A 21,967-nucleotide genomic window follows, 5' to 3' on the forward strand; every position below is an offset into this window, starting at 1 on the left:
GATTCGACACCCATATCAAAACCGGTAACTCTCAACCTTTCAAGGTCAAGTGTCAGATCAAGTCGCGACTAATACAGTTAATGGATAAATAGCTTGCCGCCCCAGGCCCACAGACATTTTCTATCCGCACTGTGAGGCCTTTTTCCATCCGCTCAACCAGGGAATCTGATATTGTTTACCTCCCCTGCTTGCCGGAGAGACGGATGATCATCGCTCAAATTTCAGATATTCATGCCGGGCCGGACAATGAAAATCTGTCCCGACTTGACCGCGCATTAGCATGGCTCGACCAGATCCAACCCGATGCGCTGGTCATCAGCGGCGATCTTATTGATGATGACTGGTTTGAGGGCTATCAATCCATTGCCGAAAAGTTAGGCTCCAGGCCATACCCTGGGTACATTCTGCCGGGTAATTCCGATAACCGCGAGCAGATGCGTCTCGTTTTTGGTGACAATAGCTGGTGTAAAAATGCCTTACCCGCGGCCTGCCATTTTGTTGCTGATTTAGGCCAACTACGCCTTATTGGGCTGGATACAACGATAAAAGCAGAATCTGCCGGAGCAGTAGCGCAGCATCTTGAGTGGTTGAACGATAATTTACCGACTGAAGCGTCAACAATGTCTGTTCTGTTTTTACATCATCATGTGATTGAGAGTGGTATTGCGCCAATGGATCACATCATGTGTCGGGACAGCGCTAAACTTGAGGCATTTCTCAATCATCATCCGCAGCGCCCGGCTGCTATTTCGACAGGGCATGTTCATCGCCCGGTAATGGGTATTTTCGCCGGGATCCCCACTTATATCTGTGGGTCGATTTGCCCAGCTAACCCTCTGTGGTTTGGTACTGATCACATCCCCGCCATAAACGACCCGGCCTATTTAATGATTCATCTTGTACGCAAGGGTTCGCTTGTCAGTCACCATATCGCGGTCTGAGTTTATTTGACGTCATCCTTCAGCAAGAAACGCCAGCGTTGAGGCCATTTCCCTTACGGGGAAAGCGATCTTGCGGTCTTTTGGGTCCGCGATTATCTTCGCCTGCTTTATATTGCTCACACCTTAAGCGAACAATCATCATTGCCGAAAATATGCTTGACCGTTTTCATGCAACTCCCTATAGTAGCGCCCCGTTGCCCCCCAGTGGGTCGACAGTAAAAAATGTGGTGAGGTGTCCGAGTGGCTGAAGGAGCACGCCTGGAAAGTGTGTATACGGCAACGTATCGGGGGTTCGAATCCCCCCCTCACCGCCATCATTTTAAGAAGAGCTCGTACGCAAGTACGGGCTTTTTTTTCGCATATAGCATTTACCGGGATTCGACAGCCAGCGTACATCCGCTCCCCTCACCCTTCAGGTAAGAGGAGCATTCGGACGCTCAGCGACCATTGAGCCCGTTATTTTGTTTCTGGCAACACGATATTACTGCCCGCCAGCGTGCCCATATTGTTGTGCATTGCACAGGCGGCATCGACCAGTTGAATTGCCAGAGCAGCGCCGCTGCCCTCTCCCAGACGCATCCCCATATTGAGATACGGCTCCAGTCCGAGATTTTGCAGCGCAATACGCGCTCCTTTCTCTGCCGACAGGTGCGACGGGATCAGGTAGCTTTTCACCTTAGGTTCGATACGACACGCCGCCAGGGCTGAGGCATAGGAGAGAAATCCATCGAGCACCACCGGCAGGCCGCAGGATGCCGCCCCCAGCATCACGCCAGTCATTCCCAGCAGATCAAAGCCCCCGACTTTCGCCAGCACATCCAGCCCGTCCGTTGCGTCCGGCTGATTAACCTCGATCGCACGACGCACCACCTGCGCTTTATGCCCAAGCTGAGATTCCGGCAGGTTCGCGCCAATCCCGACCACCGACTCCGGCTCCTCGCCGGTCAGCACGCTGACAATCGCCGCCGCTGGCGTGGTGTTCGCCATCCCCAACTCCCCCACCCCAAAAAGCTGCACGCCGCTGGCGGCCAGCTCACGGGTATAGCGGATGGTTTCCAGCAGCAACTCCTGCGCCTGCTGCGGACTCATCGCCGGACCTTGCGCAATATTGCCGCTACCGCGCGCGACTTTCATGTTCACCACGCCTGCAATAGGGTCGCTGTCGATCCCAACATCCAGCACATGCACTTTCGCCCCCGCCTGAGCGGCCAGCACGCAGACCCCGGTAGTCCCCTGGGTCATATTGGTCGCCTGAATCGTGGTCACTATCTGGGGTGAAATCGCCACACCTTCATGCCAGACACCGTGATCGGCACACATCACCACAATCGCTTTTTTGCCGGACTGCGGCTTGCCGCCCAGTCCAGGCATACCGGCAAGCTGCACCACCAGTGACTCCAGTCGCCCCAGGCTTCCGGGTGGCTTGAGTAATCCATCAATATGCTGTTGCGCCTGGGCCATCGCGGCCTGATCGAGTGCAGGAATTGCTGCCAGTAACGACGTCAGTGTTTGCATAGGAATTCTCAGTTTTGTTTACGGGCTGCTTACAGCAGCGCCAGAAGGAAGACCAGTTCACCCAGTTCAATGGCGGCGCCCAGTGTGTCGCCGGTTTGCCCACCCAGCGTGCGCCGGAGCATGATGCCAAGCCCGAAGACTGCAAGCGTAGTGATAAGCACCGCCATCAAGCCTTTCATACCCAGCAGCCCAGCGGCGACAACGGCAGCCAGCGCCAGCGTTATCAGCGCCTGGCGGAAAGTGACTTTACCGATAAAGAGATTGCCCAGTCCCTCCTCACGGGCATAGCGGTGACCGTACATCATCACTACCGCACAGCCTCGTCCCGCAGCGCAGGCGGCCGCCAGCGCCACCGGTACCGACAGCCCGCGCAGACCAAGCTCGCTGATAACCAGAATTTTTGCGACCAGCACAAAGACCAGCGCCAGGCCGCCGTGGGTTCCCAGCCGACTGTCGCGCATGATTTCCAGCATCCGCTCACGGGTGCGGGCAGAAAACACCCCGTCGCAGGTATCCGCCAGCCCGTCGAGATGAAAGCCGCCGGTAAGCAGCGCCAGAGCCAGTACGGTAAAAAGCGCTGCCAGCGGCGTGCCGCACCAGGGCTCAAGCACCAGCCAGACCACGCCGCTGAGCGCGCCCAGCACCAGACCCACCAGCGGGAAGTTAACGATGCAGCGCACGTAATCCCGGGTTTCCAGCCCCTGGGTCCAGCGTTCGGGTACGGGGAGTCGGGTAATAAAGGCAAAGGTCGCCCACAACAGTTTGATCATTTAATTTTGACTCCAATCCCCGACACCACCAGCCAGACGTCATCCGCCGCCTGCGCCAGCCGCTGATTCACGCGTCCGGCGATATCGCGAAAATGACGGGCCAGACGATTCTCCGGCACAATGCCCATCCCGACTTCGTTCGTCACCAGCACAATGTGCGCCGGGCAAAGGGCGCAGGCGGCAACTAAGCGTTCGATCTCATCATTTACCTGGGTTTCCAGCGCCGCATAATCCCAGCCATCCGGGTCGCTGTCGCCGCCATAAGCAAACAGCAGATTGGTCACCATGGTGGTAATGCACTCCAGCAAAATGGCTTCATCGGCTGCCTGATCGGTCGTTATGATCTCCGCCAGATCCTGCCAGCGCTCTTCGGTGCGCCAGTGCGCGGGACGACCGTCCCGGTGATGCTGAATACGGGCGGCCATCTCAGCATCAAAAATCTGCGAGGTGGCGATATAAACCACGCCCCTGGCGTTCGCAACGAGGGATTCAGCATGCCGACTTTTCCCGCTGCGCGCCCCGCCGGTGACCAGGGTTAACATGCCTGCTCCTGATGTTGATGCATAATCTGATAGATCCTGTCGATGTCGATATTCTGCCGCATCCCCTGCGCCAGCCGATCGAACTGCTGCGATTTGTAGCGGGCGTAATCGACGGTGATGTCCAGAGGAGGAAGCCCCTTGCGTGCGCGCAGGGCATTAATAAACGTGCGGGTAAAAGCATCGCTGTCGAAAAGGCCATGCAGATAGGTGCCAAACACCAGACCATTTTCACTGACGGCGCCGTCGGCAATAAGCACGCCCTCTTTTTCCAGCCACAACAGCGGGCGACAGCCAGGGTGCAGCGTGGTTTCTCCCATATGGATTTCGTAGCCCTGAAGCTCAAGGTGCGCGCAACCGGCCAACAGTCCGGGCAGTTCGCCCTGAACCGTGGCGCCCACCAGTGTGGTGGTTTTGTTGTGCGCAAAATGGGTCAGGGTATTGAGCAAGCCCAGACCGGGCTGCGTGCCAAGCCCCGACTCCACCTCATCAACGATGGTTTCGCCGAGCATCTGGTAACCACCGCACACCCCCAGCACCGGCACATCGCGGCGGCTGGCCTGCAATATCGCCTGCGCCAGTCCGCTCTCCTGTAGCCAGCGTAAGTCGCCAAGGGTATTTTTACTGCCAGGAAGAATAATCAGACTGGCATCGTGCAACTCATCCGGGGAGCGAACATAGTGCACCCGCACATCCGGCAGGGCAGCGAGGGCATTAAAATCGGTAAAGTTGGAAATATGCGGCAGTTGCACAACGGCAATGTCGACAGCCCGTTCCCCGGTACGCAGATATTTCCCGCGCTGAAGCGCCACACCGTCTTCGTCCTCTAAATCCACATCCAGCCAGGGCATCACCCCCAGCACCGGAACGCCGGTCAGTTCTTCAATCTGCTTAATGCCGGGGGTTAGCAGCGCCACGTCACCACGAAATTTATTAATGATCACGCCCTTTACCCGCCAGCGTTCGTGCTCCTGTAACAGCGCCAGGGTGCCGTAAATGGCGGCAAATACGCCCCCCCTGTCGATGTCGGCCACCAGGATGACCGGGCACTGCGCCATCTCGGCCATACCCATATTGACGATATCCCGGTCACGCAGATTAATTTCCGCCGGGCTGCCAGCGCCTTCCAGGACAATGGCGTCATATTCACCCGCCAGACTCTGGTAAACGCCGATGATCTGTTTGCGCAGGCGCGGCTTGTATTCGTGATAGCTAACGGCGTCCATATCGGTGGCCACTTTGCCCATCAGCACCACCTGGGCTTTGCGGTCACTGGTGGGTTTAAGCAGCACCGGATTCATCCGCACATCCGGTACTATCCCGGCCGCTTCGGCCTGAAAAATCTGTGCCCGCCCCATCTCCTGCCCGTCCGGGGTGATACCGGAGTTCAGCGCCATATTCTGCGATTTAAAGGGGGCGGTTTTATGCCCATCCTGATAAAAGATGCGACACAGGCCAGCGACCAGTACGCTTTTCCCTACGTCTGAAGCCGTTCCCTGAAGCATGACAGCAAGGGTCATGACGCCTCCTTAATATATGTGTTACGCATACGGGCATAGAATTCCGCCTCGCTCTTGCAAAGGGGCATCCCCAGTTCGCTATGCAGTTTAACCAGCCAGGGTTGGGTCAGCCCGGCCTGTTCAATCCGCTCTTTTTGGCTGAAAACCTCTCCCGGACAGCCTCCGGCGAGCAGTTCGCCACGGCGTAAAACATACACCGCATCGCAAACCTCATAAATTAAATCAATATCATGGCTGGAAATCACCACGTGATTTCCCTGGCCCACAATGCACTGAATAATCTCCACCATCTGCGCGCGTCCGGAGGGATCAAGACCCGCAGTGGGCTCATCCAGCAGCAGATATTTCGCCTGCAACACCAGCGCCCCGGCGATGGCGACTCGTTTTTTTTGCCCGTGACTCAGGCACTGGATGGGCTGGTGGCGAAAAGACTGTGCATCGACTAGGGTCAGCGCATCGTCCGTGCGCCGGGCTATCTCTGGCTCCGGTACGCCAATGTTGCGCAGCGCAAAGGCAATATCGCTGTCGATATCGGTGTAGAAAATCTGCTGGTCAGGATCCTGAAAGACCGTCGCCACCTGCTGGCGCAGGGCAAGCAGCCCGCGCTTGCTGTAATCCAGCGGTTTGCCCTGCCACAATACCGCTCCCTGCTGCGGGCGCAAAATGCCGCTCAGATTCATAAACAGCGTTGATTTCCCACAGCCGTTAGCCCCCACCAGCCCGGTGACAGGCTGGCGGGAAAAATCAAGCGTCAACCCTTTCAGGGTCGGTTCATCCTGGTAGCTGAACCACAGCGCATCGGTCGCCAGCATAGTTTTCCTTAGAGGTGAAAATCACCCTGGTACAGTTTGATATCCAGCGTAATGGCCATCGCTTTATAGCGCAGCAGCACGCGGGTAAAGAGCAGTCCAACCAGCATCGCCAGAGAACGGTAGCCCTGCGGCAATGTACGATAGCCAAAACGCAGGGTTTGCGCCCGGTGAATAGCCATCGCCTCTTCGAGCAGAATAAAGATAAACCGCCAGGTCAGCAGAATTTGTTCGGTCAGCAGGCGCGGCACCCGCCCTTTTCTCAGCAGCACGATAAGCTGGGGAAACGGCAGGTTCAGCACCAGCCAGAAAGTTGCCGCCAGCGCCGCCAGGCTACGCCAGAAAGTGGCGTTCGCCATAGTCAGACCTTCCGGCAGCACCCCCAGCCAGTAATGCCCGAGCGGGATCGCCACCAGCATTCGCGCGGGCTCCACGGCCACGCTCAGTAAAATGGTGAGCACGCCAACCAGCAGGAACGCCAGCGGGATGCTCAGGAAGCGTAACCAGCGCCAGAAGCTAATTCGCAGCAGCCAGCAGGTGAACGCTGCCACGACCGCCAGCAGGATCCCCTGACCGGGCGGCGGCAGAGTAAAAGCCAGCACCATCATCAGCAGCCAGACAAAGAACTTCCGCTCCGGCGCAACCTTAAACCAGCGGCTCTGGTAACTCAGCCGATCAAGCCCGTTGCTCAGCACGCTGTCTGCCTTTCATATAACCCAGGATATAGAAAATCACCGCCGCGCCAATCGACCCTTGCAGGGTGAAAAGCAGGCTTTCAATTTCACCGCTGGCCGGTTCATACAGCGGCTGGAACCAGGGTTCATAATGGGGGGCGACAACCTGGATCTGGCTTTCCGCCTCGCCGTCTGAACCACCGTATTCGCCACCGTGATTGATAAAGAAGGGCAGAATCACCAGCCCAATGACCATTGCGAGCAATATCAGTGTCTTTTTCATCTTAATGTCCTTGCGCCGGGATCAACTGTCGTTTGGTAAGCTGATCGTAAATCATGACCGTCAGCAGCCCTTCAGCAATGGCAATCGGAATTTGAGTCAGGCAGAAGATACCCATAAATTTAACGATTGAACCGGTGGCGCCTGTTTCGGGATCCGGGAACGCGACTCCCAGCTGTACGGAGGTGACGAAATAGGTCACCAGATCCGCAAGCATAGCGCACAGGAACACGCAGACGTCACGGCGCAGTCCGGCCCGGCAGGCCATTTTCCAGACCATATAGCCGACCACCGGCCCGATGACCGCCATCGACATACCGTTGGCTCCCAGCGTCGTGAGCCCCCCGTGCGCCAGCAACAGCGCCTGGAACAGCAGCACGATAGCGCCAAGAACCGCCACCACGCCCGGCCCAAAGAGGATCACCGCCAGCCCTACCCCGGTCGGATGAGAGCAACTGCCGGTGACGGACGGAATTTTCAGCGCCGACAGGACGAAAACAAAGGCGCCGCACAGTGCCAGCAGGATTTTCTGGTTACTGTCCTCGGCCACAATCTGGCGCAGGCGAACCAGCCCATACCACAGGCAGGGTAAGAAGAGGATCCACCAGGCCAGCGCCCACATCGGCGGTAAAAAACCCTCCATGATGTGCATCGCAAAAGCCTGTTCAGGTACCACCAGCAGCAGTAATCCCGCTGCCAGCCCACTCAACGACAATCGTTTAAGCTGTTGTTCCAGTTTCATAGGTGCTCCACTGTTTATTCACGAGGATGGTCGAGAAATAAGGAAGTGCCTGCTCATCATTAACATCGGCAAGTTTTCGCCAGCACTGCTCGCCGGGTAATGTTGCCTCAGCCATCATCACCGCCCGATCCAGCAATCCGGCCTCAGCGAGCAAGGCTTTGATGCGCGCAAAACGGCCATACACTTTCATCAGCACCAGGCTTTCATGGTTCGCCAGGGCCTGTTTGATCTCATCTTCGGGCGCGGTACAGGAGACCACCGCCAGCGATTGTTGCTCCATGGCCAACGGCGTCATCGTACGGGCGGCGATGGCGGCAAATGAGGTCACGCCTGGGACAATTTCAAGCCATTCAGGGCGACCAATACGCTGCAATAAAAAGACCCAGGTACTGAATAACATGGCGTCGCCAAGGGTAATAAACCCGACCTGTTTCCCGGCCTCTGCCTCTGCCGTTAACGCCGCAGCCACTTCATCCCACACGGCTTCTTTTTCGGCGCTGTCGGCGCTCATCGGGAAATGAGTACAGCGAACTTCGGTCTGTTCGCCCAGGTATTCCCGCACGATAGAGAGCGCGAGGCTGTCTCCACCTTTGCGCCCGGCTGGCGCATACAGCACATCGAGTTTACCCAGAATCCGGGCGGCCCGGACGGTTATCAGATCGCTGGCCCCTGGACCAATTCCTAATGCGTAAAGCTTGCCACTCATGCCGCTTCCTCCATTTGTTGGCTCATGGCCTGATGAAGATGGGCGACAAACATGGCGCGCACATCGCTGTTTTCTCCCAGTCCCTGTAACCACGGAGTGGCGGCGATGCCGACACGTTCAAATTGCGTTTTCCAGGAGTCTTCTTCGTCGGAAGCCATATCATTAATGGCGTGATCGCCCGCCACCAGCATCAGCGGCATCAAATGCACTGCGCTGACGCCGTCACGGCGCAGGCCATCGATCAGGACGTCAATTTCCGGATAACTTTCCACCGCCCCAACCCGGGCCGGGAAACGGTGGGCCGCCATCATATGGTCGAGGCAGGCATAAGCCGCAAAGGCGTGGTGGCTTGCTCCATGGCCCATAAAGACCACTTTTTCACCGTCAGCAAGGGAAGGCATCTGCCGGGCGAGCGCCTGCATAAGGTGCATATAATCGTCATGGCTGCTGAGTAGCGGCGCGCCAATCACCATCCGCTTAAACAGATGGCGCAGGGTCTGAACTTCGCGGACGATTTTTTCGTATTCATCGCCGTTGATAATGTGCAACGACTGGATAGCCACATCCTGATACCCCTGCTCGGCCAGCTTTTGCAGCGCCTGAAGCGGCGTGTCGATATGCAGGTTGTCGCGCTGTTTTAACTTGCGGATGATCATCCCGGAGGTAAAGGCCCGGAACAGGGTGCGATCCGGGCAACTTGCGGCTAAATCACGTTCACATGCCACAATATTCTTTTCACAGGTCTCGTGATAACTGGTGCCAAAACTAATCACCAACAGGGCTTTTTTCATGTTGTTATCCTCACTGAGTCGCGAGCCAGCGCAGCAAACGCCGGGCAAAGGCTTGCTGGCTTTCCAGTAATTCATCTCCCGTCACCGCAGGCTGCGGGCGGGTAATAACGATGCAGGGGATCCCCGCATCCAGGCACGGCTGTACTTTTTCCCGGTATCCACCTTCAGCGCCCGAGGCTTTGGTTATCACCACATCGGCCCGGCACTGACGATAAAATGCGGCATTAAACTCCGCGCTAAATGGCCCGCACATGGCATAGATTTCCGCCACGCCAAAACCATTTTCAGCACACTGCGTCATCACATCGGCAACCGGCAGCACCCGGGCAAGCAAGGTTTTCTCGCTAAGCCCTGTGCGCCAGCGCGCCAGATCTTTACTGCCGGTAGTCAGCAATACCCGCGGCCCGAATCCTTTTGCCACCTCACAGGCAGCCTCCAGAGAGGGCACTTTAAACAGCTGCGGATGCTCAAGCTCCGCAAGCTGCTCCGGACGCTGGTAGCGGCTCAACAACACGCCGGTTTGTTCACAGGCGCGCATCAGAGTCTCGCTGACCACTTCCGCGTACGGGTGAGATGCATCAATGACCCAGCGCGTCTGGTGGTTTGTCAGCCACGTCACCATGGCATCGAAATCCATACGCCCGCAGCGCACTTCGCCGCGAATGTCTCCCGCCAGATCCTGCCCGGTAGGGGTGGCGACAGACAGGGTGTAATTCACCCCGGCGGCGTCGAGCCGTTGGCAAATCAGGCGTGCATCGCTTGTGCCGCCCATCACCAGCACCGCGCCTGCACTCACAGCTCGTAACCTCGCGGGGTGATCATCAGGCCATCTGCGATATAGGTCGCTTTGTTACCGACAATCACCAGGCTTGTCATATCCACCGGTTCAAAATCCATCTGTCCCAGGGTGGTGAGCCATTTTTCTTCTTTTTTACGCCCGGCTGATTTCACCACGCCCACTGGCGTTTCCGGGCTTTTGCTTGCCGCCAGCAGCTCAAATGCGCGCGCAAGATGACCTTCGCGGCCACGACTGCGCGGATTGTAGAAACAGATAACAAAGTCCGCTTCACCGGCGGCAATGATGCGTTTTTCAATCACCGGCCACGGGGTCAGCAGGTCACTGAGGCTGATATGGCAGAAGTCGTGCATCAATGGCGCACCGAGCAGCGCGGCGGCGGCAATACTGGCGGTCATGCCTGGGATCAGGCGTACTTCAACGTCCAGTTTCTGTTTGCTCACCAGCTCCAGCACCAGCCCGGCCATACCGTAAATCCCCGCGTCGCCGCTGCTGATCAGCGCCACGTTGTGCCCGGCCTGCGCCAGCTCTATCGCCGCCTGGCAGCGTTCAATCTCTTTGCACATGCCGGTTTTGATCACCTGCTTGTCGCCGGTAAAGGCTTTTACCAGGTGGGTGTAGGTTTTGTATCCGACGACGATTTCTGCCGCCTGCAAGGCTTCAATCGCCTCCTGGGTCATCATGGCCTGTGAGCCAGGGCCAATCCCGATTACGGTTAACATCAGTGTGAAACTCCCAAAGTAATAGTGACGCCCTGCTCACGCAGGGTCTCGCCAACCAGTTGCCCACGACTCATCAGCCACGCTGCCGGTCCGGAGACGCTTCCCACGCCGGCAGTCTGACGAACAAACTCTGACGCCGGGAAACGATGTTCATGCTGACGCAGAGCATCAGCAGTAAAAATTTCAAAAGGCACCCGCAGGCTTTGCGCCAGTTGCGTCAGTGCTTTTTCATGCTCTTTTAAGGTGATACTGCCTATCGCCCGCAGCGCCAGAGGGTCGAAAGCGTGGGCAGCCAGTTGCCGGTTCAGCAGCCCCGAGACCAGCGCATAAGGGGTGTCCCGGCGACAGCCAATCCCCGCCACCACCCGCCGGGGCACCAGCTTAAAGACCGGCACCTCAACCTCCGGCAAATTTGCCCGCACCGTGACGCAGACCAGCGCCGTCAGCGGCGGCAAATCGTGCAGAGAATCCACCGGAATAAACCCGCGCGTGTCGCAGCGTTCAACTTCATCGCGCAGGTCGTCATCACACCACAGGCCGATGCGTTTACCGCTGACCAGCCAGTGGTTGATGGTCTTTACCCCGGTGCGCAGATCCTCCATGCGCGCATCCAGCTGACAGGCAAGGGTATCGAGTGCCGCCAGTTCATTGACATCGGTGGCGGTGGTGATCACCGGGTCGGCACCCAGCACCCCCGCCAGATAACAGGCCAGCGCATTAGCGCCGCCAAAATGGCCGGACAGCAGGCTGATCACATGCTGACCGCGCTCATCGATCACGATCACCGCCGGGTCGCTAAATTTGTCATTTACCAGAGGCGCCAGCACCCGCACCGCAATCCCGGTCGCGCCAATAAACACCAGCGCGGAATGCTCGCTAAACGCGGTACGCAAAGAGCTGGCAAAACCGCCATCAAAAGGAATAAATCCCTCTTCCAGCAGTTTTTCGCTGGTGTAGCAGGTCATGGGCAGCGCCAGTTTCAGCCGATTGGCCAGGGCAACGCCGCCGGGCGTCAGGCAAAAGAGCGCAATGGATTCAGGCTTTACGGTATTCATGGCTAAAGTCCGCCGCATAAAGACGTGAGTAGTGGTACTCCTCGCCGAGAAATGCGCCAACGAGGATCAGTGCGGTTTTACGTATTCCGGCATCGCGGACCTTGTCGGCGATGTCTGCGAGGGTGCCGCGCACCGTCTGACTTTCCGGCCAGGTGGCCTTGTAAATCACCGCCACCGGCGTGGTTGCCGGATAGCCGCCTTCAATCAGCCGCTCGGCAACCCGGTTAATACGCTGTACCGAGAGATAAATCGCCATCGAGGTCTGGTGGCTGGCAAAGGATTCCAGTTGCTCCAGCGGAGGCACCGGCGTACGACCTTCGAGGCGGGTAATGATCAGACTTTGTGAGACTTCAGGGACGGTGTATTCCACCCCCAGCTCTGCCGCCGCCCCCAGGAAGGCGCTGACGCCCGGGACCACCTTCCAGTCAATGCCGCGCGCGCTGAGCACTTCCCCTTGCTCGCGGACAGAGCCGTACAGCGACACATCGCCGGTTTGCAGGCGCACCACCACTTTCCCGGCTTTCACTCCGGCTTCCATCAGGTCGATTATCTGTTCGAGGTGCAGTTCAGCACTGTCGTGACATTCGGCACCCGGCGGGCAGTAATCAAGCAGTTCGGTATTGATCAGCGAACCGGCGTAAATGACGACCTGTGCCTGTTGCAGCAGGCGGTAGCCTTTCAGGGTGATCAGTTCACGATCCCCCGGCCCCGCGCCAACAAACCAGACGGTCTGTGCATCAAATTGTTCAGCCATGAGACTCTTCCTTCTCGCAGGAAATCACAAAAACAGGGTTATTCGGTTTGAAATAGTGGCCGCTGCCCAGCGCATTGAGGAGCGATACCTGGATCTGCTGGCAGTCCAGAGCGGCAACTTTGCAGGCGGTCAGATGGTTCAGCGCGGCGCTGAGGTTCTCCTGCAAAATAAAGGTCATCACCAGTCGCCCGCCCGGATTCAGTTGCGCCAGCGACCAGTCAATCAGTTGCGTCAGATTGCCGCCGCTGCCGCCCATAAAAATGGCGTCGGCGGGCTGCTCAACGCTCAGCGGCGCAACGCCTGCCACAATCGAAATATTGCGGCAGCCAAAGTGCTGGCAGTTTTCAGCAAGCAATGCCAGTGCTGCCGGGTTGCGCTCAATAGCCGTTACCTGTAGCTGAGGATGGCAGAGCGCGGCCTCAATGGAGACGCTGCCGGTTCCTGCGCCAATGTCGATAAAATGACGGGCCGCAGATAAATTCAGCCGGGACAGGGCCAGGGCGCGGACCACTTCTTTGGTCATCGGCACGCTTTCACCGCGTAAAAACAGCTCATCTTTCATTCAGGATCACCACCACATTCATTTCATACTGCTCACTGACATCACGGGCCTTCAGCCAGTGAATGCGTTCATTGTCCATGGCGAGATTTTCACCAATCACCAGCCAGCGCTCCCCGGCACCACGCGCCACCAGCCCGGCGGCGATTTCACGCGGCCCGCAGCGGGTATCGGTGACCATGGCGGTTTTGGCGGAGCGCACCAGTGCAGAAAAATCGACGTCGCGCCCGTGGGAGCTGGTCAGCCAGATATCGTTCATATCGATGCCGGTTTGCGCACACAGATACTGCACTGCGCTGATACCCGGAATAATGCGCACCTGCGCAATGCCAAACTCCGCCACCAGCCGTTTACCAATGCCGTAGAAAAGCGGATCGCCGGAGGCCAGCACCACCACGCGTCGCCCTTGCTGCGCGGCGATCCAGCGCATCAGGCCGGGAATATCGGCATCCAGCGCATGGCGCTCGCCGACAAAGTCCTCGAACTGCGCCAGATGGCGCTTGCCGCCCACCAGCACATCGGCCTGTTTGACGGCCTCAAGCGCCATCGGGGTCATTAACCCCAGAGAGGCAGGCCCCATTCCGACCACGGTCAGCATCGCAAATCCTCCGCAATCGCCTGCACCGGGCGGTTAGAGCCGAGGATCTGGTTATCAAAGGAGAACATGATGGCATCGCACTGCGGGGGGTTTTGGGTAAAACGCAGATTGAGCATTACCCGCTGGCAGATACGCTCAGCAAGATGGTTATAGAGATGGCTAAAACCTGCGGCGTCGATATGCTCCATGGCCGCTTCGGTGGTATCGCATTCGCTGACCTTCAGCAATAAGTCATGAGGCGCGCCCAGCAGCGCCAGGTGCGCGACCAGGGTTTCCATGCGCGCATCCGCAATGTGGCTGTGGGTGTGGAAGATCCCGGCGGCGATTTTGACCAGTTTGCCGGGATGCCCGATAAGCACAATTTGCTGATAGCCCATCCGCACCGCTTCTTCAATCATAAAGCCGACGAAGTTGCTCATGGTGACCACGATTTCGCCGGACAATCCCAGTTGTTCACGCACAAAGCGTTCGCCGTGGTTGCCAGGCACCAGCACCACTCGCGTGAGTCCGGCGGCGCGCTTGATTTCCATCTCCAGCGATAACGAGCGTTTCCAGCTCTCTTCTGACATCGGCGTGACAATCCCGGTGGTGCCAATAATGGAGATCCCGCCGATGATGCCCAGCCGACTGTTGTAGGTTTTCTTCGCCCGCTCTTCCCCTTCCGGGGCAAAAATCTCCACCTCAGCCCCGCGCGATGGGCCAATAACTTCACGCACGGCGGCTTCGATGGTCTGGCGTGGCGTCCGATTAATGGCGGCGCTGCCCGGAGGTAAACCGATCCCTTTGCGGGTGACAGTGCCAATCCCTTCGCCGCCGGACAGAACAATCTCGCCGCTGTCATTGAGGGTAACGCGGGCAAAAATCAGCATGCCGTGGGTGGCATCCACATCATCGCCGCCGTCTTTACGGATAGCCGCAATCGCCTGCTGGCCTTCGATATGCGGAGATTCAACGTTAAGACGCAGCGTGACGCCGGAGGGAGTGACTATCGACACCTGGTGAATAATATGCTGGCGCAGCACCATCAGGGCGGCGACTTTTGCCGCCGCCGTCGCACTGGATCCGGTGGTATAACCTTTACGCAGCGCCTTGCCGTTATGCCACACCGGCGTGTCGAAAGCCTCTTCGCTCATTACGCCTCCCGCATGGAGTAGAGAAAGGCATTGATAATCGCTGCCGCCACGTTGCTGCCCCCTTTGCGCCCCAGCGCAGCAATACCGGGCAAGCCGCTTTCCACCAGCGCATCCTTGGATTCCGCAGCCCCCACAAACCCAACCGGCACGCCCACGACGCCACGCACCTGAACATTTTTCTCCAGCAAACGAAACAGCGCGGTTGGCGCATTGCCAAAGACGAAGACCTTATCGCCGTCTTCATTCAGCGCCAGATCCACGGCCGCCATGGATCGGGTGATCCCCTGCTCTTTCGCGGCACGCACCACTCTTGGGTCGCTGATATAGCACTTCACCTCACCGCCAAATTTCGCCAGCAGGGTTTTGTTGATCCCGGACAGCGCCATGGTGGTATCGGTATAGAGGGTGCAGCCGCTGCGCAGGGCACGGCTTAAGTTTTCCAGCGCGTCCGGGGAGAACCACAGAATATCCAGCCAGTCAAAATCGGCCGTGGTATGGATAACGCGTTTTATAATGGCTTCGTGCAACGGGCTGGCAAAACGGTAATCAGGACGCGTATCGCGAATGATGTCGCCAATAATGACAAAACTTTTGTCCTCAATGGCCTGAGGTTGCTGTAAATATTCCATCGTTGTCATAACAGTGCTGCTCCTGCCAGCGTAACGTGCAAAAGTGCAAACAGTGCCAGCGTAAGTGTGGAAGAGACCCACATCAGCCGGATTGTGTGCGAAATATCGTCAATGTTGATGGCGCGGATCTCATCGCCAATCCAGGGTTTCTCGACCCGCTCGCCAAAATAATCATTCGGCCCACCAAGGCGCACCCCCAGCGCACCCGCCACCGTGGCTTCAGACCATGCGCAGTTGGGGCTGCTATGATTGCGGCGATCGCGCCAGCCGATGCGTAGCGCTCCGGCGGCATTGTGGCGACAAAGCCACGCAGCAAAGCTCAGTAGCAGCCAGCTCAGGCGAGCCGGGATAAAGTTGGCAACATCATCAAGACGCGCGCTGACCATGCCGATAGCCCGGTATTTTTCATGCTTGTAGCCGACCATGGAATCCAGGGTATTGACCGCTTTGTAGGCCATCGCCAGCGGCGCACCGCCGAGTAATAAAAAGAACAGAGGGGCAATAACGCCATCGACGGTGTTTTCAGCAACGGTTTCGACTACCGCACGGGTGATTTGCGGCGGTTGCAGCTGTGAGGTATCGCGCCCGACAATCCAGGAGAGTTTTTCCCGGCTGTCGCTCAATGTGCCGTGGCGTAAAGCGCGCTCGACTTCCCGCGCCGCATCATCCAGGCAGCGGGCTGCCAGCAGGGTGTAAATCATCCACACTTCAACGCACCAGCCAAACCAGGGGTGAATCTTTGTCGCAAGCGTTAACACTCCCCATGCCACACCCCAGGTAATGCCAACAACAACCAGCCACATCACCCCGCCGCCGATACGCAGCGCGCTGGCTGAGTGACAAACCCGACGCACTCCACGTTGGGTAAAATTGATCAGTGCGCCAATCCAGCGCACCGGATGCGGCCAGTGCGGGGGATCCCCCAACCAGCGGTCAAGCAGCCAGGCCACACACCAGGCGAGGACGGTCATCCTGCGCTCCTTGCGGCGCTAATCCAGCGATGCAGCATCTCAGGTCGCTGGGCGAAGTGAATGTGGAGATAACTGGCGTAGGTATTCCCTACCTGCCAGCCGCCCTGCCACTGCGACAAAATTTTGCCATCGCGGCTTTTCTGGCAATCCATGACGGCAGCCTGTTTCGGGGTAAAGTCGGAATAGTGGAATTCATGCCCGCGCAAGGTTTCGCCTTCATCGGCAAGCAGCGTCGGCTGGCATGCAGTGGCTTCGCAGTAGCCAAAACGGGTCAGCCGTTTGCCCATCTGGCTGTCGCCGGGGATCACATTGGCCAGCGAGTGAACGTTACCCTCCAGATCGCGTAACCTTGTCCCCAGGTACATCAGGCCGCCGCATTCCGCGTAGATGGCCACGCCACGCTGGTGGGCCGCGCGAACAGACGCCAGCATGCTGGTATTTTCCGCGAGCGCACGGGCATGCAGTTCCGGATAACCCCCACCCAGCCACAGCATCTGGCATTCGGGCAGACTGGCGTCATGCAGCGGACTGAAACGCACAATCTTCACCCCGCTGTTTTCCAGCAATTGCAGATTGTCCGGATAGTAAAAATTGAAAGCCTCATCATCGGCGAGCGCCAGCGTCAGGCCTTTCCCGGCATCGGCGGCGGGTAGTGGCGGCCATTCGCCAGGCGGCAATGTCGCAAGCGCGCTAAGGGAAAGGAGCCTGTCGATATCCAGAGTCTGTTCAATACGGGCAGCAAAATCACGCCATGGCCGGGTATCGATATGCGACTCCCGGGCGGTCACCAGCCCCAGGTGACGCTCAGGCAGAACAACCTCAGGTGTTACCGGTACGTATCCGAGCGCAGGAATACCGCAGTAGTGCTCTATGGCGTGTTTAAGGAGTTGATAATGGCTGTCGCTGTTCACGCGGTTAACGATCACCCCGGCAATACGCAACCGGGAGTCAAAATGCTGAAATCCCATCACCGTAGCGGCAATAGAGGTGGAGACCGCTTTACCGTCCACCAGCAGGATAACCGGCACGCCCAGTTGTTTTGCCAGCGCCGCGGTGCTGCAATAGTTCGGATCCGTGCCATAGCCGTCATACAGCCCCATCACACCTTCAATCACCGCGATTTGCGCTGTTTGCATCTGCTGGTTAAACAGGGCATTGAGGGTCGCAGCGGGTAGCATAAAACTATCGAGATTGCGGGACGGAACGCCGGTAAGGGCGGTATGCCATGTGGTATCGAGGTAATCCGGACCCACTTTGAACGGCTGCACCCGTTTGCCACGCTGCTGCAATGCATTCAGCAACCCAAGCGTGACCGTGGTTTTACCACAGCCGCTTCCGGTACCGGCAAGAATAAAGGCGCAACGCTCGTCAGACATACCTTCAGGCCCCGTTCGGGGTGGAAAGGCTGTGTCAGGATGCGTGGAATCCCAGTGCAGTGACTGTACGCGTCTGAGCAACCGACTTCCCACCGAAGTTGTTGAGTGTCATCCATCAGGTCGGTCTTCTGGCTTAGCGTCATCCTCGCCCGCCCTTCCCGACCTTGCGGTCAGTGGTTATAACGGGGTTGTCAGCATCACAGCAGCGGGGGCTGCGGGGGATTCTCACCCCCTTCCCTGCCGCAAAACGTTTGCGGCGAACCTGATAGCTTTAATGGTTTACCTCTCAGCAGATTCAGTTTCTTCTGGCTGAGTGAAACGGTAAATTTTCCCTGACTGCAATCTATCGCATCATGGAAATAAAAACTGGTTGAGTTTACCCTCATCAGGACAATAATTTGTTGCGCTATAACAATTTATTGCCTGCCATTTTCTTTAACGCCTTATTTAAACGGCAGTTCAGGCGATTTTATTGCCCCGGTGAATAACAAAATATTGTTATCGGAAATTTAATCACCGTCATAGTTTGCATTATTTTGCAGGCGAAAAACTTGCGGCGTGACCTGATAAGTTTGCCGAAAAACTTTGCAAAAATAACTGGTCTGGGAAAAGCCTAAATTGCGCGCAATACTGGCAATACTCCAGTCACTGTGGCACAGCATCTCTTTCGCACTGGCCATACGCTGGCTGTTTACCCACGCATTAAAGCCGATGCCCTGATATTTTTTGAACAATTTACTGAAGTAATAAGGGCTGAGATAAACATGCGCGGCCACATCCTCAAGGCGCAACTCGTCCGAGAGATGGGCATCAATATAGCGCAGGGCTTTCTTCATTTTACCGTCATGCGGCCCCTGACTACGGCTGTTTTTCGCACTCTCCGGGGACTGCTGTTGATCTTTGATCACCACAAAATTGATCTGTTTTTTCAGGCAATTTTCAACGATAAGCTTGAGCAGATCCGCCGAGGCTATCACCCGCGAATAGTCCATTTCCGGCACGTTAAGAAACTCATCCATCAGCGTCTTATCGTCCTGCCAGCGATCGTCAATGTTAAGAATATTAATCAATTCAACGTCGTCGCCTTCACGTAAGCGTACCTGGCCACACAGAACGAAACCAACCAGATGCCCGGCAATCACCAGCGGAATGGAAAAATCCGTTAACCCGGCATGGCATCGGTAGATACAGGGCTGATTGGATTTTGAGGACTCAAAACCGCCGCAGCGGTCACTCATGCGGCAACGGGCGCTATGCTGTGGGTTCTGCCGCATCAACTGGCAAAAGGGGGTAAAATTAAAAAGCTCGGATATTTCTTCGCCGTGGATATTAACGACAACAACGGCCAGACCGGTGGCTTGTGCAAAATCCTGGGCGATTTTATTAATGAGTTCCGAGTTAAGGGCACTCGCAGAAATCATGATAAAACCTCTCAGTTAATTTTAATTTATTGTTATAAAAAAACCGATTTGTTCACACATCATTCAACCTGAATGAAATTATTCAACAAGCGCTGATGACAAACTGAAATTAAGATAACAAAAGTCTCCCATCCCTGGGAGACGATTTAGTCCGTTCGTGAAAGCAGATCACGAAATAAATCATTAGCGTTGATTTATTTACATATGATGTACCACAACGCGATCAGCTCTCTTTTTCTTCGAGCGCACACTGGTTACAGGGCAAATTTTTGCCAATCAGATAGCGATAACAAGCCGCCCCGCCACAGGCGCCGATGATCGGCGCAATAATGGGCACCAGGAAGTAAGGAATTTCACGTCCGCCGGTAAAGGCAATTTCTCCCCAGCCCGCAAAGAAGGTAAACAGTTTCGGGCCGAAGTCACGCGCCGGGTTCATGGCAAAGCCGGTCAGCGGCCCCATGGATGCGCCGATGACCGCCACCAGCACACCAATCAACAATGGGCCTAATGGGCCACGCGGAACGCCGTTGCCGTCGTCCGTCAGCGCCATAATCATGCACATCAGAATGGAGGTGATAATAATTTCCACCAGCGCGGCCTGCCAGATGCTCAACGCCGCAGCGGGATAGGTGCTGAACAATCCGGCCAGTTGCAGACTTTCGGCACTGCCCCGCACCATGTTATGCGCCGCTTCAAATTCAAGAAACAGATTGTGGTAGAGGAGATAGGCAATCGCCGCCCCGCCAAAAGCACCGGCAACCTGAGCAATGATGTAGGGCACAACTTTGCGCACCGGGAAGCATGCAAACAGCCACAACGCGATGGTAATGGCCGGATTCAGGTGAGCGCCGGACACGCCCGCCGTCAGATAGACTGCCAGAGAGATCCCCAACCCCCAAATAATACAGATTTCCCAGAGCCCCAGTGAAGCACCGGCAACCTTCATCGCACACAGGCAGCCGATACCAAAAAACAAGAACAGCCCCGTGCCCAAAAACTCGGCGATGCATTGCGCCTTAAGTGAATCATTCATATTTCACCTTCCAGGTAGAGTCACGATTTCACCAGCACGCCTGAAGCTGGCAGCAGAGTACAACGCCGCACACTATAGAAATGCGCAGTCAAAAAGTGTTGGCAACCTCGCAGACTCAGTGCCAAAAAAATCGCTTCTCAATAACAAATTATTGCTATGTAAACAGGAAAGACAGAATGCCAGCCCCTTTATTTACTGAACTTGTTTAAACGTTATTAACAGCAAATTATTGCGATTTTTCATATTCTGTTTTACAGCGTTGATCACAAAAAAATTTCGCCCGCACAAATAGCACAATGAATTAATTCTGTCACTGACAAAAATGTAAATGTGATATTTAAATAGCAATAATTTGGCATATCAAAAACAAAATAAAACAGATAAGAATCAGTAAGTTAAAATTATTCACCGCAATTATTTCGCCTGAATAAACCAGGAAGTTTTGAATCTAATTCCAACTGAGCCATTCTTTTTCCTCGCTTATTTGTATATTCCAAAAATCAGGGCAACCTTATCGAGGTCATTATGCAACAAGAAGCATTAGGAATGGTGGAAACCAAAGGATTAACCGCGGCTATTGAAGCCGCCGATGCAATGGTGAAATCCGCCAATGTCATGTTAGTGGGCTACGAGAAAATAGGTTCTGGTCTGGTAACAGTGATTGTTCGCGGTGACGTTGGTGCCGTGAAAGCTGCAACGGATGCAGGTGCCGCCGCAGCCGCTCAGGTAGGTGAAGTGAAAGCCGTACACGTCATCCCACGTCCGCACACTGATGTTGAAAAAATCTTACCCAAGGGAATTAGCCAATGAGTAGCAATGACCTGGTGGAACAGATCATGGCGAAGGTGATTGCCAAAGTGTCCTCACCGGCATCACCGGCCTCCCCCACTGTAACCCATCCCACACGAGAGACGGCTATGGCAGAAAAAAGCTGCAGTTTAACGGAATTTGTCGGCACAGCGATCGGCGACACTGTTGGTCTGGTAATCGCCAACGTCGACAGCGCACTTCTTGACGCAATGAAGCTGGAAAAGCGCTATCGCTCAATCGGCATCCTCGGCGCACGTACCGGCGCCGGCCCACATATCATGGCGGCAGATGAAGCGGTTAAAGCCACCAACACTGAAGTTATCAGCATCGAATTACCACGAGATACCAAAGGCGGCGCGGGCCATGGCTCGCTGATCCTGTTCGGCGGTAACGATGTTTCTGACGTCAAGCGCGCCATTGAAGTGGCACTCAAAGAGCTTGACCGCACCTTTGGCGATGTTTACGCCAATGACGCCGGTCATATCGAAATGCAGTACACCGCACGCGCAAGCTATGCACTGGAAAAAGCCTTTGGTGCGCCTGTTGGCCGTGCCTGTGGCGTGATTGTCGGTGCTCCTGCCTCTGTTGGCGTACTGATGGCCGATACGGCGCTGAAATCCGCCAATGTCGAAGTGGTGGCCTACAGCTCACCGGCAAACGGCACCAGTTTCAGCAACGAAGCCATTCTGGTTATCTCCGGCGATTCTGGCGCAGTACGTCAGGCGGTCATTTCCGCCCGTGAAATCGGTAAAACCGTGCTGGGTACGCTGGGCGCTGAACCGAAAAACGACCGCCCGTCCTACATCTGATAACAGAGAGGCTG

Annotated in this window: 25 protein-coding genes, 1 tRNA gene and 1 riboswitch; of the genes, 4 read left to right on the forward strand and 22 right to left on the reverse strand. The window is 56.3% G+C overall.

Features of this window, described 5'->3' with window-relative positions; genetic code table 11:
* Positions 1 to 203 precede the first annotated feature (203 nt).
* Together ACSZO4_RS10080 and ACSZO4_RS10085 are read left to right on the forward strand one after the other, a co-directional pair.
* Entirely contained in the window at positions 204 to 941 is a 738-nt protein-coding gene (locus ACSZO4_RS10080; RefSeq protein WP_437888792.1) for a metallophosphoesterase, read from the forward strand.
* A gap of 226 nt (positions 942 to 1,167) precedes the next feature.
* A tRNA-Ser gene (locus ACSZO4_RS10085) sits at positions 1,168 to 1,255 on the forward strand.
* Positions 1,256 to 1,397: 142 nt separating this feature from the next.
* On the opposite strand, the gene cobT is transcribed toward ACSZO4_RS10085, so the two are convergent.
* The 22 genes from cobT to pduF form a co-directional block, all read right to left on the reverse strand.
* Positions 1,398 to 2,456: a nicotinate-nucleotide--dimethylbenzimidazole phosphoribosyltransferase gene (gene cobT / locus ACSZO4_RS10090; protein ID WP_437888793.1), complete on the reverse strand. Its 1,059-nt coding sequence runs from the start codon at positions 2,454 to 2,456 to the stop codon at positions 1,398 to 1,400.
* Positions 2,457 to 2,485: 29 nt separating this feature from the next.
* Positions 2,486 to 3,226, reverse strand: coding sequence for an adenosylcobinamide-GDP ribazoletransferase (cobS, locus tag ACSZO4_RS10095; protein WP_437888794.1), 741 nt, complete (start codon positions 3,224 to 3,226; stop codon positions 2,486 to 2,488).
* On the reverse strand, positions 3,223 to 3,768 hold the full coding sequence (cobU, locus tag ACSZO4_RS10100) for a bifunctional adenosylcobinamide kinase/adenosylcobinamide-phosphate guanylyltransferase (RefSeq protein ID WP_437888795.1): 546 nt from the start codon (positions 3,766 to 3,768) through the stop codon (positions 3,223 to 3,225). Before cobU ends, cobS begins: the two co-directional genes overlap by 4 nt.
* Positions 3,762 to 5,285, reverse strand: coding sequence for a cobyric acid synthase (locus ACSZO4_RS10105; protein ID WP_437888796.1), 1,524 nt, complete (start codon positions 5,283 to 5,285; stop codon positions 3,762 to 3,764). Before ACSZO4_RS10105 ends, cobU begins: the two co-directional genes overlap by 7 nt.
* Positions 5,282 to 6,097, reverse strand: coding sequence for an energy-coupling factor ABC transporter ATP-binding protein (locus ACSZO4_RS10110; protein ID WP_437888797.1), 816 nt, complete (start codon positions 6,095 to 6,097; stop codon positions 5,282 to 5,284). The genes ACSZO4_RS10105 and ACSZO4_RS10110 overlap by 4 nt, the downstream gene beginning before the upstream one ends.
* 8 nt (positions 6,098 to 6,105) lie before the next feature.
* Positions 6,106 to 6,786 carry an energy-coupling factor ABC transporter transmembrane protein gene (locus ACSZO4_RS10115; protein WP_437888834.1) on the reverse strand — a complete coding sequence of 227 codons (681 nt, stop codon included), beginning with the start codon at positions 6,784 to 6,786 and terminating at the stop codon, positions 6,106 to 6,108.
* Positions 6,770 to 7,051 carry an energy-coupling factor ABC transporter substrate-binding protein gene (locus ACSZO4_RS10120; RefSeq protein ID WP_437888798.1) on the reverse strand — a complete coding sequence of 94 codons (282 nt, stop codon included), beginning with the start codon at positions 7,049 to 7,051 and terminating at the stop codon, positions 6,770 to 6,772. Before ACSZO4_RS10120 ends, ACSZO4_RS10115 begins: the two co-directional genes overlap by 17 nt.
* Before the next feature lies 1 nt (position 7,052).
* Positions 7,053 to 7,790 (reverse strand): cobalt ECF transporter S component CbiM, encoded by a 738-nt coding sequence (gene cbiM, locus ACSZO4_RS10125; RefSeq protein ID WP_437888799.1) that lies wholly within the window; start codon positions 7,788 to 7,790, stop codon positions 7,053 to 7,055.
* Positions 7,768 to 8,496, reverse strand: coding sequence for a cobalt-factor II C(20)-methyltransferase (locus ACSZO4_RS10130; RefSeq protein ID WP_437888800.1), 729 nt, complete (start codon positions 8,494 to 8,496; stop codon positions 7,768 to 7,770). The genes cbiM and ACSZO4_RS10130 overlap by 23 nt, the downstream gene beginning before the upstream one ends.
* The gene (gene cbiK / locus ACSZO4_RS10135) at positions 8,493 to 9,287 is read right to left on the reverse strand and encodes a sirohydrochlorin cobaltochelatase (protein ID WP_437888801.1); all 795 of its coding nucleotides are present in this window, start codon (positions 9,285 to 9,287) and stop codon (positions 8,493 to 8,495) included. Before cbiK ends, ACSZO4_RS10130 begins: the two co-directional genes overlap by 4 nt.
* A gap of 10 nt (positions 9,288 to 9,297) precedes the next feature.
* Positions 9,298 to 10,083 (reverse strand): cobalt-precorrin-6A reductase, encoded by a 786-nt coding sequence (locus ACSZO4_RS10140; RefSeq protein ID WP_437888802.1) that lies wholly within the window; start codon positions 10,081 to 10,083, stop codon positions 9,298 to 9,300.
* Positions 10,080 to 10,805, reverse strand: a complete 726-nt coding sequence (locus ACSZO4_RS10145) for a precorrin-3B C(17)-methyltransferase (RefSeq protein WP_437888803.1) — start codon at positions 10,803 to 10,805, stop codon at positions 10,080 to 10,082. The genes ACSZO4_RS10140 and ACSZO4_RS10145 overlap by 4 nt, the downstream gene beginning before the upstream one ends.
* Positions 10,805 to 11,860 (reverse strand): cobalt-precorrin 5A hydrolase, encoded by a 1,056-nt coding sequence (gene cbiG / locus ACSZO4_RS10150; RefSeq protein WP_437888804.1) that lies wholly within the window; start codon positions 11,858 to 11,860, stop codon positions 10,805 to 10,807. Before cbiG ends, ACSZO4_RS10145 begins: the two co-directional genes overlap by 1 nt.
* Positions 11,841 to 12,614, reverse strand: coding sequence for a cobalt-precorrin-4 methyltransferase (locus tag ACSZO4_RS10155; protein WP_437888805.1), 774 nt, complete (start codon positions 12,612 to 12,614; stop codon positions 11,841 to 11,843). The genes cbiG and ACSZO4_RS10155 overlap by 20 nt, the downstream gene beginning before the upstream one ends.
* Positions 12,607 to 13,176 (reverse strand): decarboxylating cobalt-precorrin-6B (C(15))-methyltransferase, encoded by a 570-nt coding sequence (locus tag ACSZO4_RS10160; protein WP_437888806.1) that lies wholly within the window; start codon positions 13,174 to 13,176, stop codon positions 12,607 to 12,609. The genes ACSZO4_RS10155 and ACSZO4_RS10160 overlap by 8 nt, the downstream gene beginning before the upstream one ends.
* Entirely contained in the window at positions 13,166 to 13,771 is a 606-nt protein-coding gene (gene cbiE / locus ACSZO4_RS10165; RefSeq protein ID WP_437888807.1) for a precorrin-6y C5,15-methyltransferase (decarboxylating) subunit CbiE, read from the reverse strand. Before cbiE ends, ACSZO4_RS10160 begins: the two co-directional genes overlap by 11 nt.
* Positions 13,765 to 14,904: a cobalt-precorrin-5B (C(1))-methyltransferase CbiD gene (gene cbiD / locus ACSZO4_RS10170; protein WP_437888808.1), complete on the reverse strand. Its 1,140-nt coding sequence runs from the start codon at positions 14,902 to 14,904 to the stop codon at positions 13,765 to 13,767. The genes cbiE and cbiD overlap by 7 nt, the downstream gene beginning before the upstream one ends.
* Positions 14,904 to 15,533, reverse strand: a complete 630-nt coding sequence (locus ACSZO4_RS10175) for a cobalt-precorrin-8 methylmutase (RefSeq protein WP_437888835.1) — start codon at positions 15,531 to 15,533, stop codon at positions 14,904 to 14,906. Before ACSZO4_RS10175 ends, cbiD begins: the two co-directional genes overlap by 1 nt.
* A 5-nt stretch (positions 15,534 to 15,538) precedes the next feature.
* Entirely contained in the window at positions 15,539 to 16,504 is a 966-nt protein-coding gene (gene cbiB / locus ACSZO4_RS10180) for an adenosylcobinamide-phosphate synthase CbiB (protein WP_437888809.1), read from the reverse strand.
* Positions 16,501 to 17,880, reverse strand: a complete 1,380-nt coding sequence (locus ACSZO4_RS10185) for a cobyrinate a,c-diamide synthase (RefSeq protein ID WP_437888810.1) — start codon at positions 17,878 to 17,880, stop codon at positions 16,501 to 16,503. The genes cbiB and ACSZO4_RS10185 overlap by 4 nt, the downstream gene beginning before the upstream one ends.
* Before the next feature lie 101 nt (positions 17,881 to 17,981).
* Positions 17,982 to 18,161, reverse strand: a riboswitch (cobalamin riboswitch).
* A 228-nt stretch (positions 18,162 to 18,389) separates the two neighbouring features.
* The gene (pocR, locus tag ACSZO4_RS10190) at positions 18,390 to 19,301 is read right to left on the reverse strand and encodes a transcriptional regulator PocR (RefSeq protein WP_437888811.1); all 912 of its coding nucleotides are present in this window, start codon (positions 19,299 to 19,301) and stop codon (positions 18,390 to 18,392) included.
* Between the two features lie 223 nt (positions 19,302 to 19,524).
* Positions 19,525 to 20,334: a propanediol diffusion facilitator PduF gene (gene pduF / locus ACSZO4_RS10195; RefSeq protein WP_437888812.1), complete on the reverse strand. Its 810-nt coding sequence runs from the start codon at positions 20,332 to 20,334 to the stop codon at positions 19,525 to 19,527.
* Positions 20,335 to 20,859: 525 nt separating this feature from the next.
* Between pduF and pduA the strand changes: the two genes are divergently transcribed.
* Entirely contained in the window at positions 20,860 to 21,144 is a 285-nt protein-coding gene (gene pduA, locus ACSZO4_RS10200) for a propanediol utilization microcompartment protein PduA (RefSeq protein WP_041851904.1), read from the forward strand.
* The gene (pduB, locus tag ACSZO4_RS10205; protein ID WP_437888813.1) at positions 21,141 to 21,953 is read left to right on the forward strand and encodes a propanediol utilization microcompartment protein PduB; all 813 of its coding nucleotides are present in this window, start codon (positions 21,141 to 21,143) and stop codon (positions 21,951 to 21,953) included. Before pduA ends, pduB begins: the two co-directional genes overlap by 4 nt.
* Positions 21,954 to 21,967: the final 14 nt, after the last annotated feature.

This window comes from Phytobacter sp. V91 (assembly GCF_965644225.1).
GTDB lineage: Bacteria > Pseudomonadota > Gammaproteobacteria > Enterobacterales > Enterobacteriaceae > CBFFRJ01.

What these genes read in the sequence shown, in the direction of transcription:
- cbiB (WP_437888809.1), bottom strand. Translation starts at nt 16,504, where the DNA reads ATGACCGTCCTCGCCTGGTGTGTGGCCTGGCTGCTTGACCGCTGGTTG.
- ACSZO4_RS10110 (WP_437888797.1), bottom strand. Translation starts at nt 6,097, where the DNA reads ATGCTGGCGACCGATGCGCTGTGGTTCAGCTACCAGGATGAACCGACC.
- pduA (WP_041851904.1), top strand. Translation starts at nt 20,860, where the DNA reads ATGCAACAAGAAGCATTAGGAATGGTGGAAACCAAAGGATTAACCGCG.
- cobS (WP_437888794.1), bottom strand. Translation starts at nt 3,226, where the DNA reads ATGATCAAACTGTTGTGGGCGACCTTTGCCTTTATTACCCGACTCCCC.
- ACSZO4_RS10130 (WP_437888800.1), bottom strand. Translation starts at nt 8,496, where the DNA reads ATGAGTGGCAAGCTTTACGCATTAGGAATTGGTCCAGGGGCCAGCGAT.
- cbiE (WP_437888807.1), bottom strand. Translation starts at nt 13,771, where the DNA reads ATGCTGACCGTGGTCGGAATGGGGCCTGCCTCTCTGGGGTTAATGACC.
- ACSZO4_RS10120 (WP_437888798.1), bottom strand. Translation starts at nt 7,051, where the DNA reads ATGAAAAAGACACTGATATTGCTCGCAATGGTCATTGGGCTGGTGATT.
- cobU (WP_437888795.1), bottom strand. Translation starts at nt 3,768, where the DNA reads ATGTTAACCCTGGTCACCGGCGGGGCGCGCAGCGGGAAAAGTCGGCAT.
- ACSZO4_RS10080 (WP_437888792.1), top strand. Translation starts at nt 204, where the DNA reads ATGATCATCGCTCAAATTTCAGATATTCATGCCGGGCCGGACAATGAA.
- pocR (WP_437888811.1), bottom strand. Translation starts at nt 19,301, where the DNA reads ATGATTTCTGCGAGTGCCCTTAACTCGGAACTCATTAATAAAATCGCC.
- cbiK (WP_437888801.1), bottom strand. Translation starts at nt 9,287, where the DNA reads ATGAAAAAAGCCCTGTTGGTGATTAGTTTTGGCACCAGTTATCACGAG.
- pduF (WP_437888812.1), bottom strand. Translation starts at nt 20,334, where the DNA reads ATGAATGATTCACTTAAGGCGCAATGCATCGCCGAGTTTTTGGGCACG.
- ACSZO4_RS10155 (WP_437888805.1), bottom strand. Translation starts at nt 12,614, where the DNA reads ATGGCTGAACAATTTGATGCACAGACCGTCTGGTTTGTTGGCGCGGGG.
- pduB (WP_437888813.1), top strand. Translation starts at nt 21,141, where the DNA reads ATGAGTAGCAATGACCTGGTGGAACAGATCATGGCGAAGGTGATTGCC.
- cbiM (WP_437888799.1), bottom strand. Translation starts at nt 7,790, where the DNA reads ATGAAACTGGAACAACAGCTTAAACGATTGTCGTTGAGTGGGCTGGCA.
- ACSZO4_RS10145 (WP_437888803.1), bottom strand. Translation starts at nt 10,805, where the DNA reads ATGTTAACCGTAATCGGGATTGGCCCTGGCTCACAGGCCATGATGACC.
- cobT (WP_437888793.1), bottom strand. Translation starts at nt 2,456, where the DNA reads ATGCAAACACTGACGTCGTTACTGGCAGCAATTCCTGCACTCGATCAG.
- ACSZO4_RS10185 (WP_437888810.1), bottom strand. Translation starts at nt 17,880, where the DNA reads ATGTCTGACGAGCGTTGCGCCTTTATTCTTGCCGGTACCGGAAGCGGC.
- cbiD (WP_437888808.1), bottom strand. Translation starts at nt 14,904, where the DNA reads ATGAGCGAAGAGGCTTTCGACACGCCGGTGTGGCATAACGGCAAGGCG.
- ACSZO4_RS10160 (WP_437888806.1), bottom strand. Translation starts at nt 13,176, where the DNA reads ATGAAAGATGAGCTGTTTTTACGCGGTGAAAGCGTGCCGATGACCAAA.
- cbiG (WP_437888804.1), bottom strand. Translation starts at nt 11,860, where the DNA reads ATGAATACCGTAAAGCCTGAATCCATTGCGCTCTTTTGCCTGACGCCC.
- ACSZO4_RS10105 (WP_437888796.1), bottom strand. Translation starts at nt 5,285, where the DNA reads ATGACCCTTGCTGTCATGCTTCAGGGAACGGCTTCAGACGTAGGGAAA.
- ACSZO4_RS10175 (WP_437888835.1), bottom strand. Translation starts at nt 15,533, where the DNA reads ATGGAATATTTACAGCAACCTCAGGCCATTGAGGACAAAAGTTTTGTC.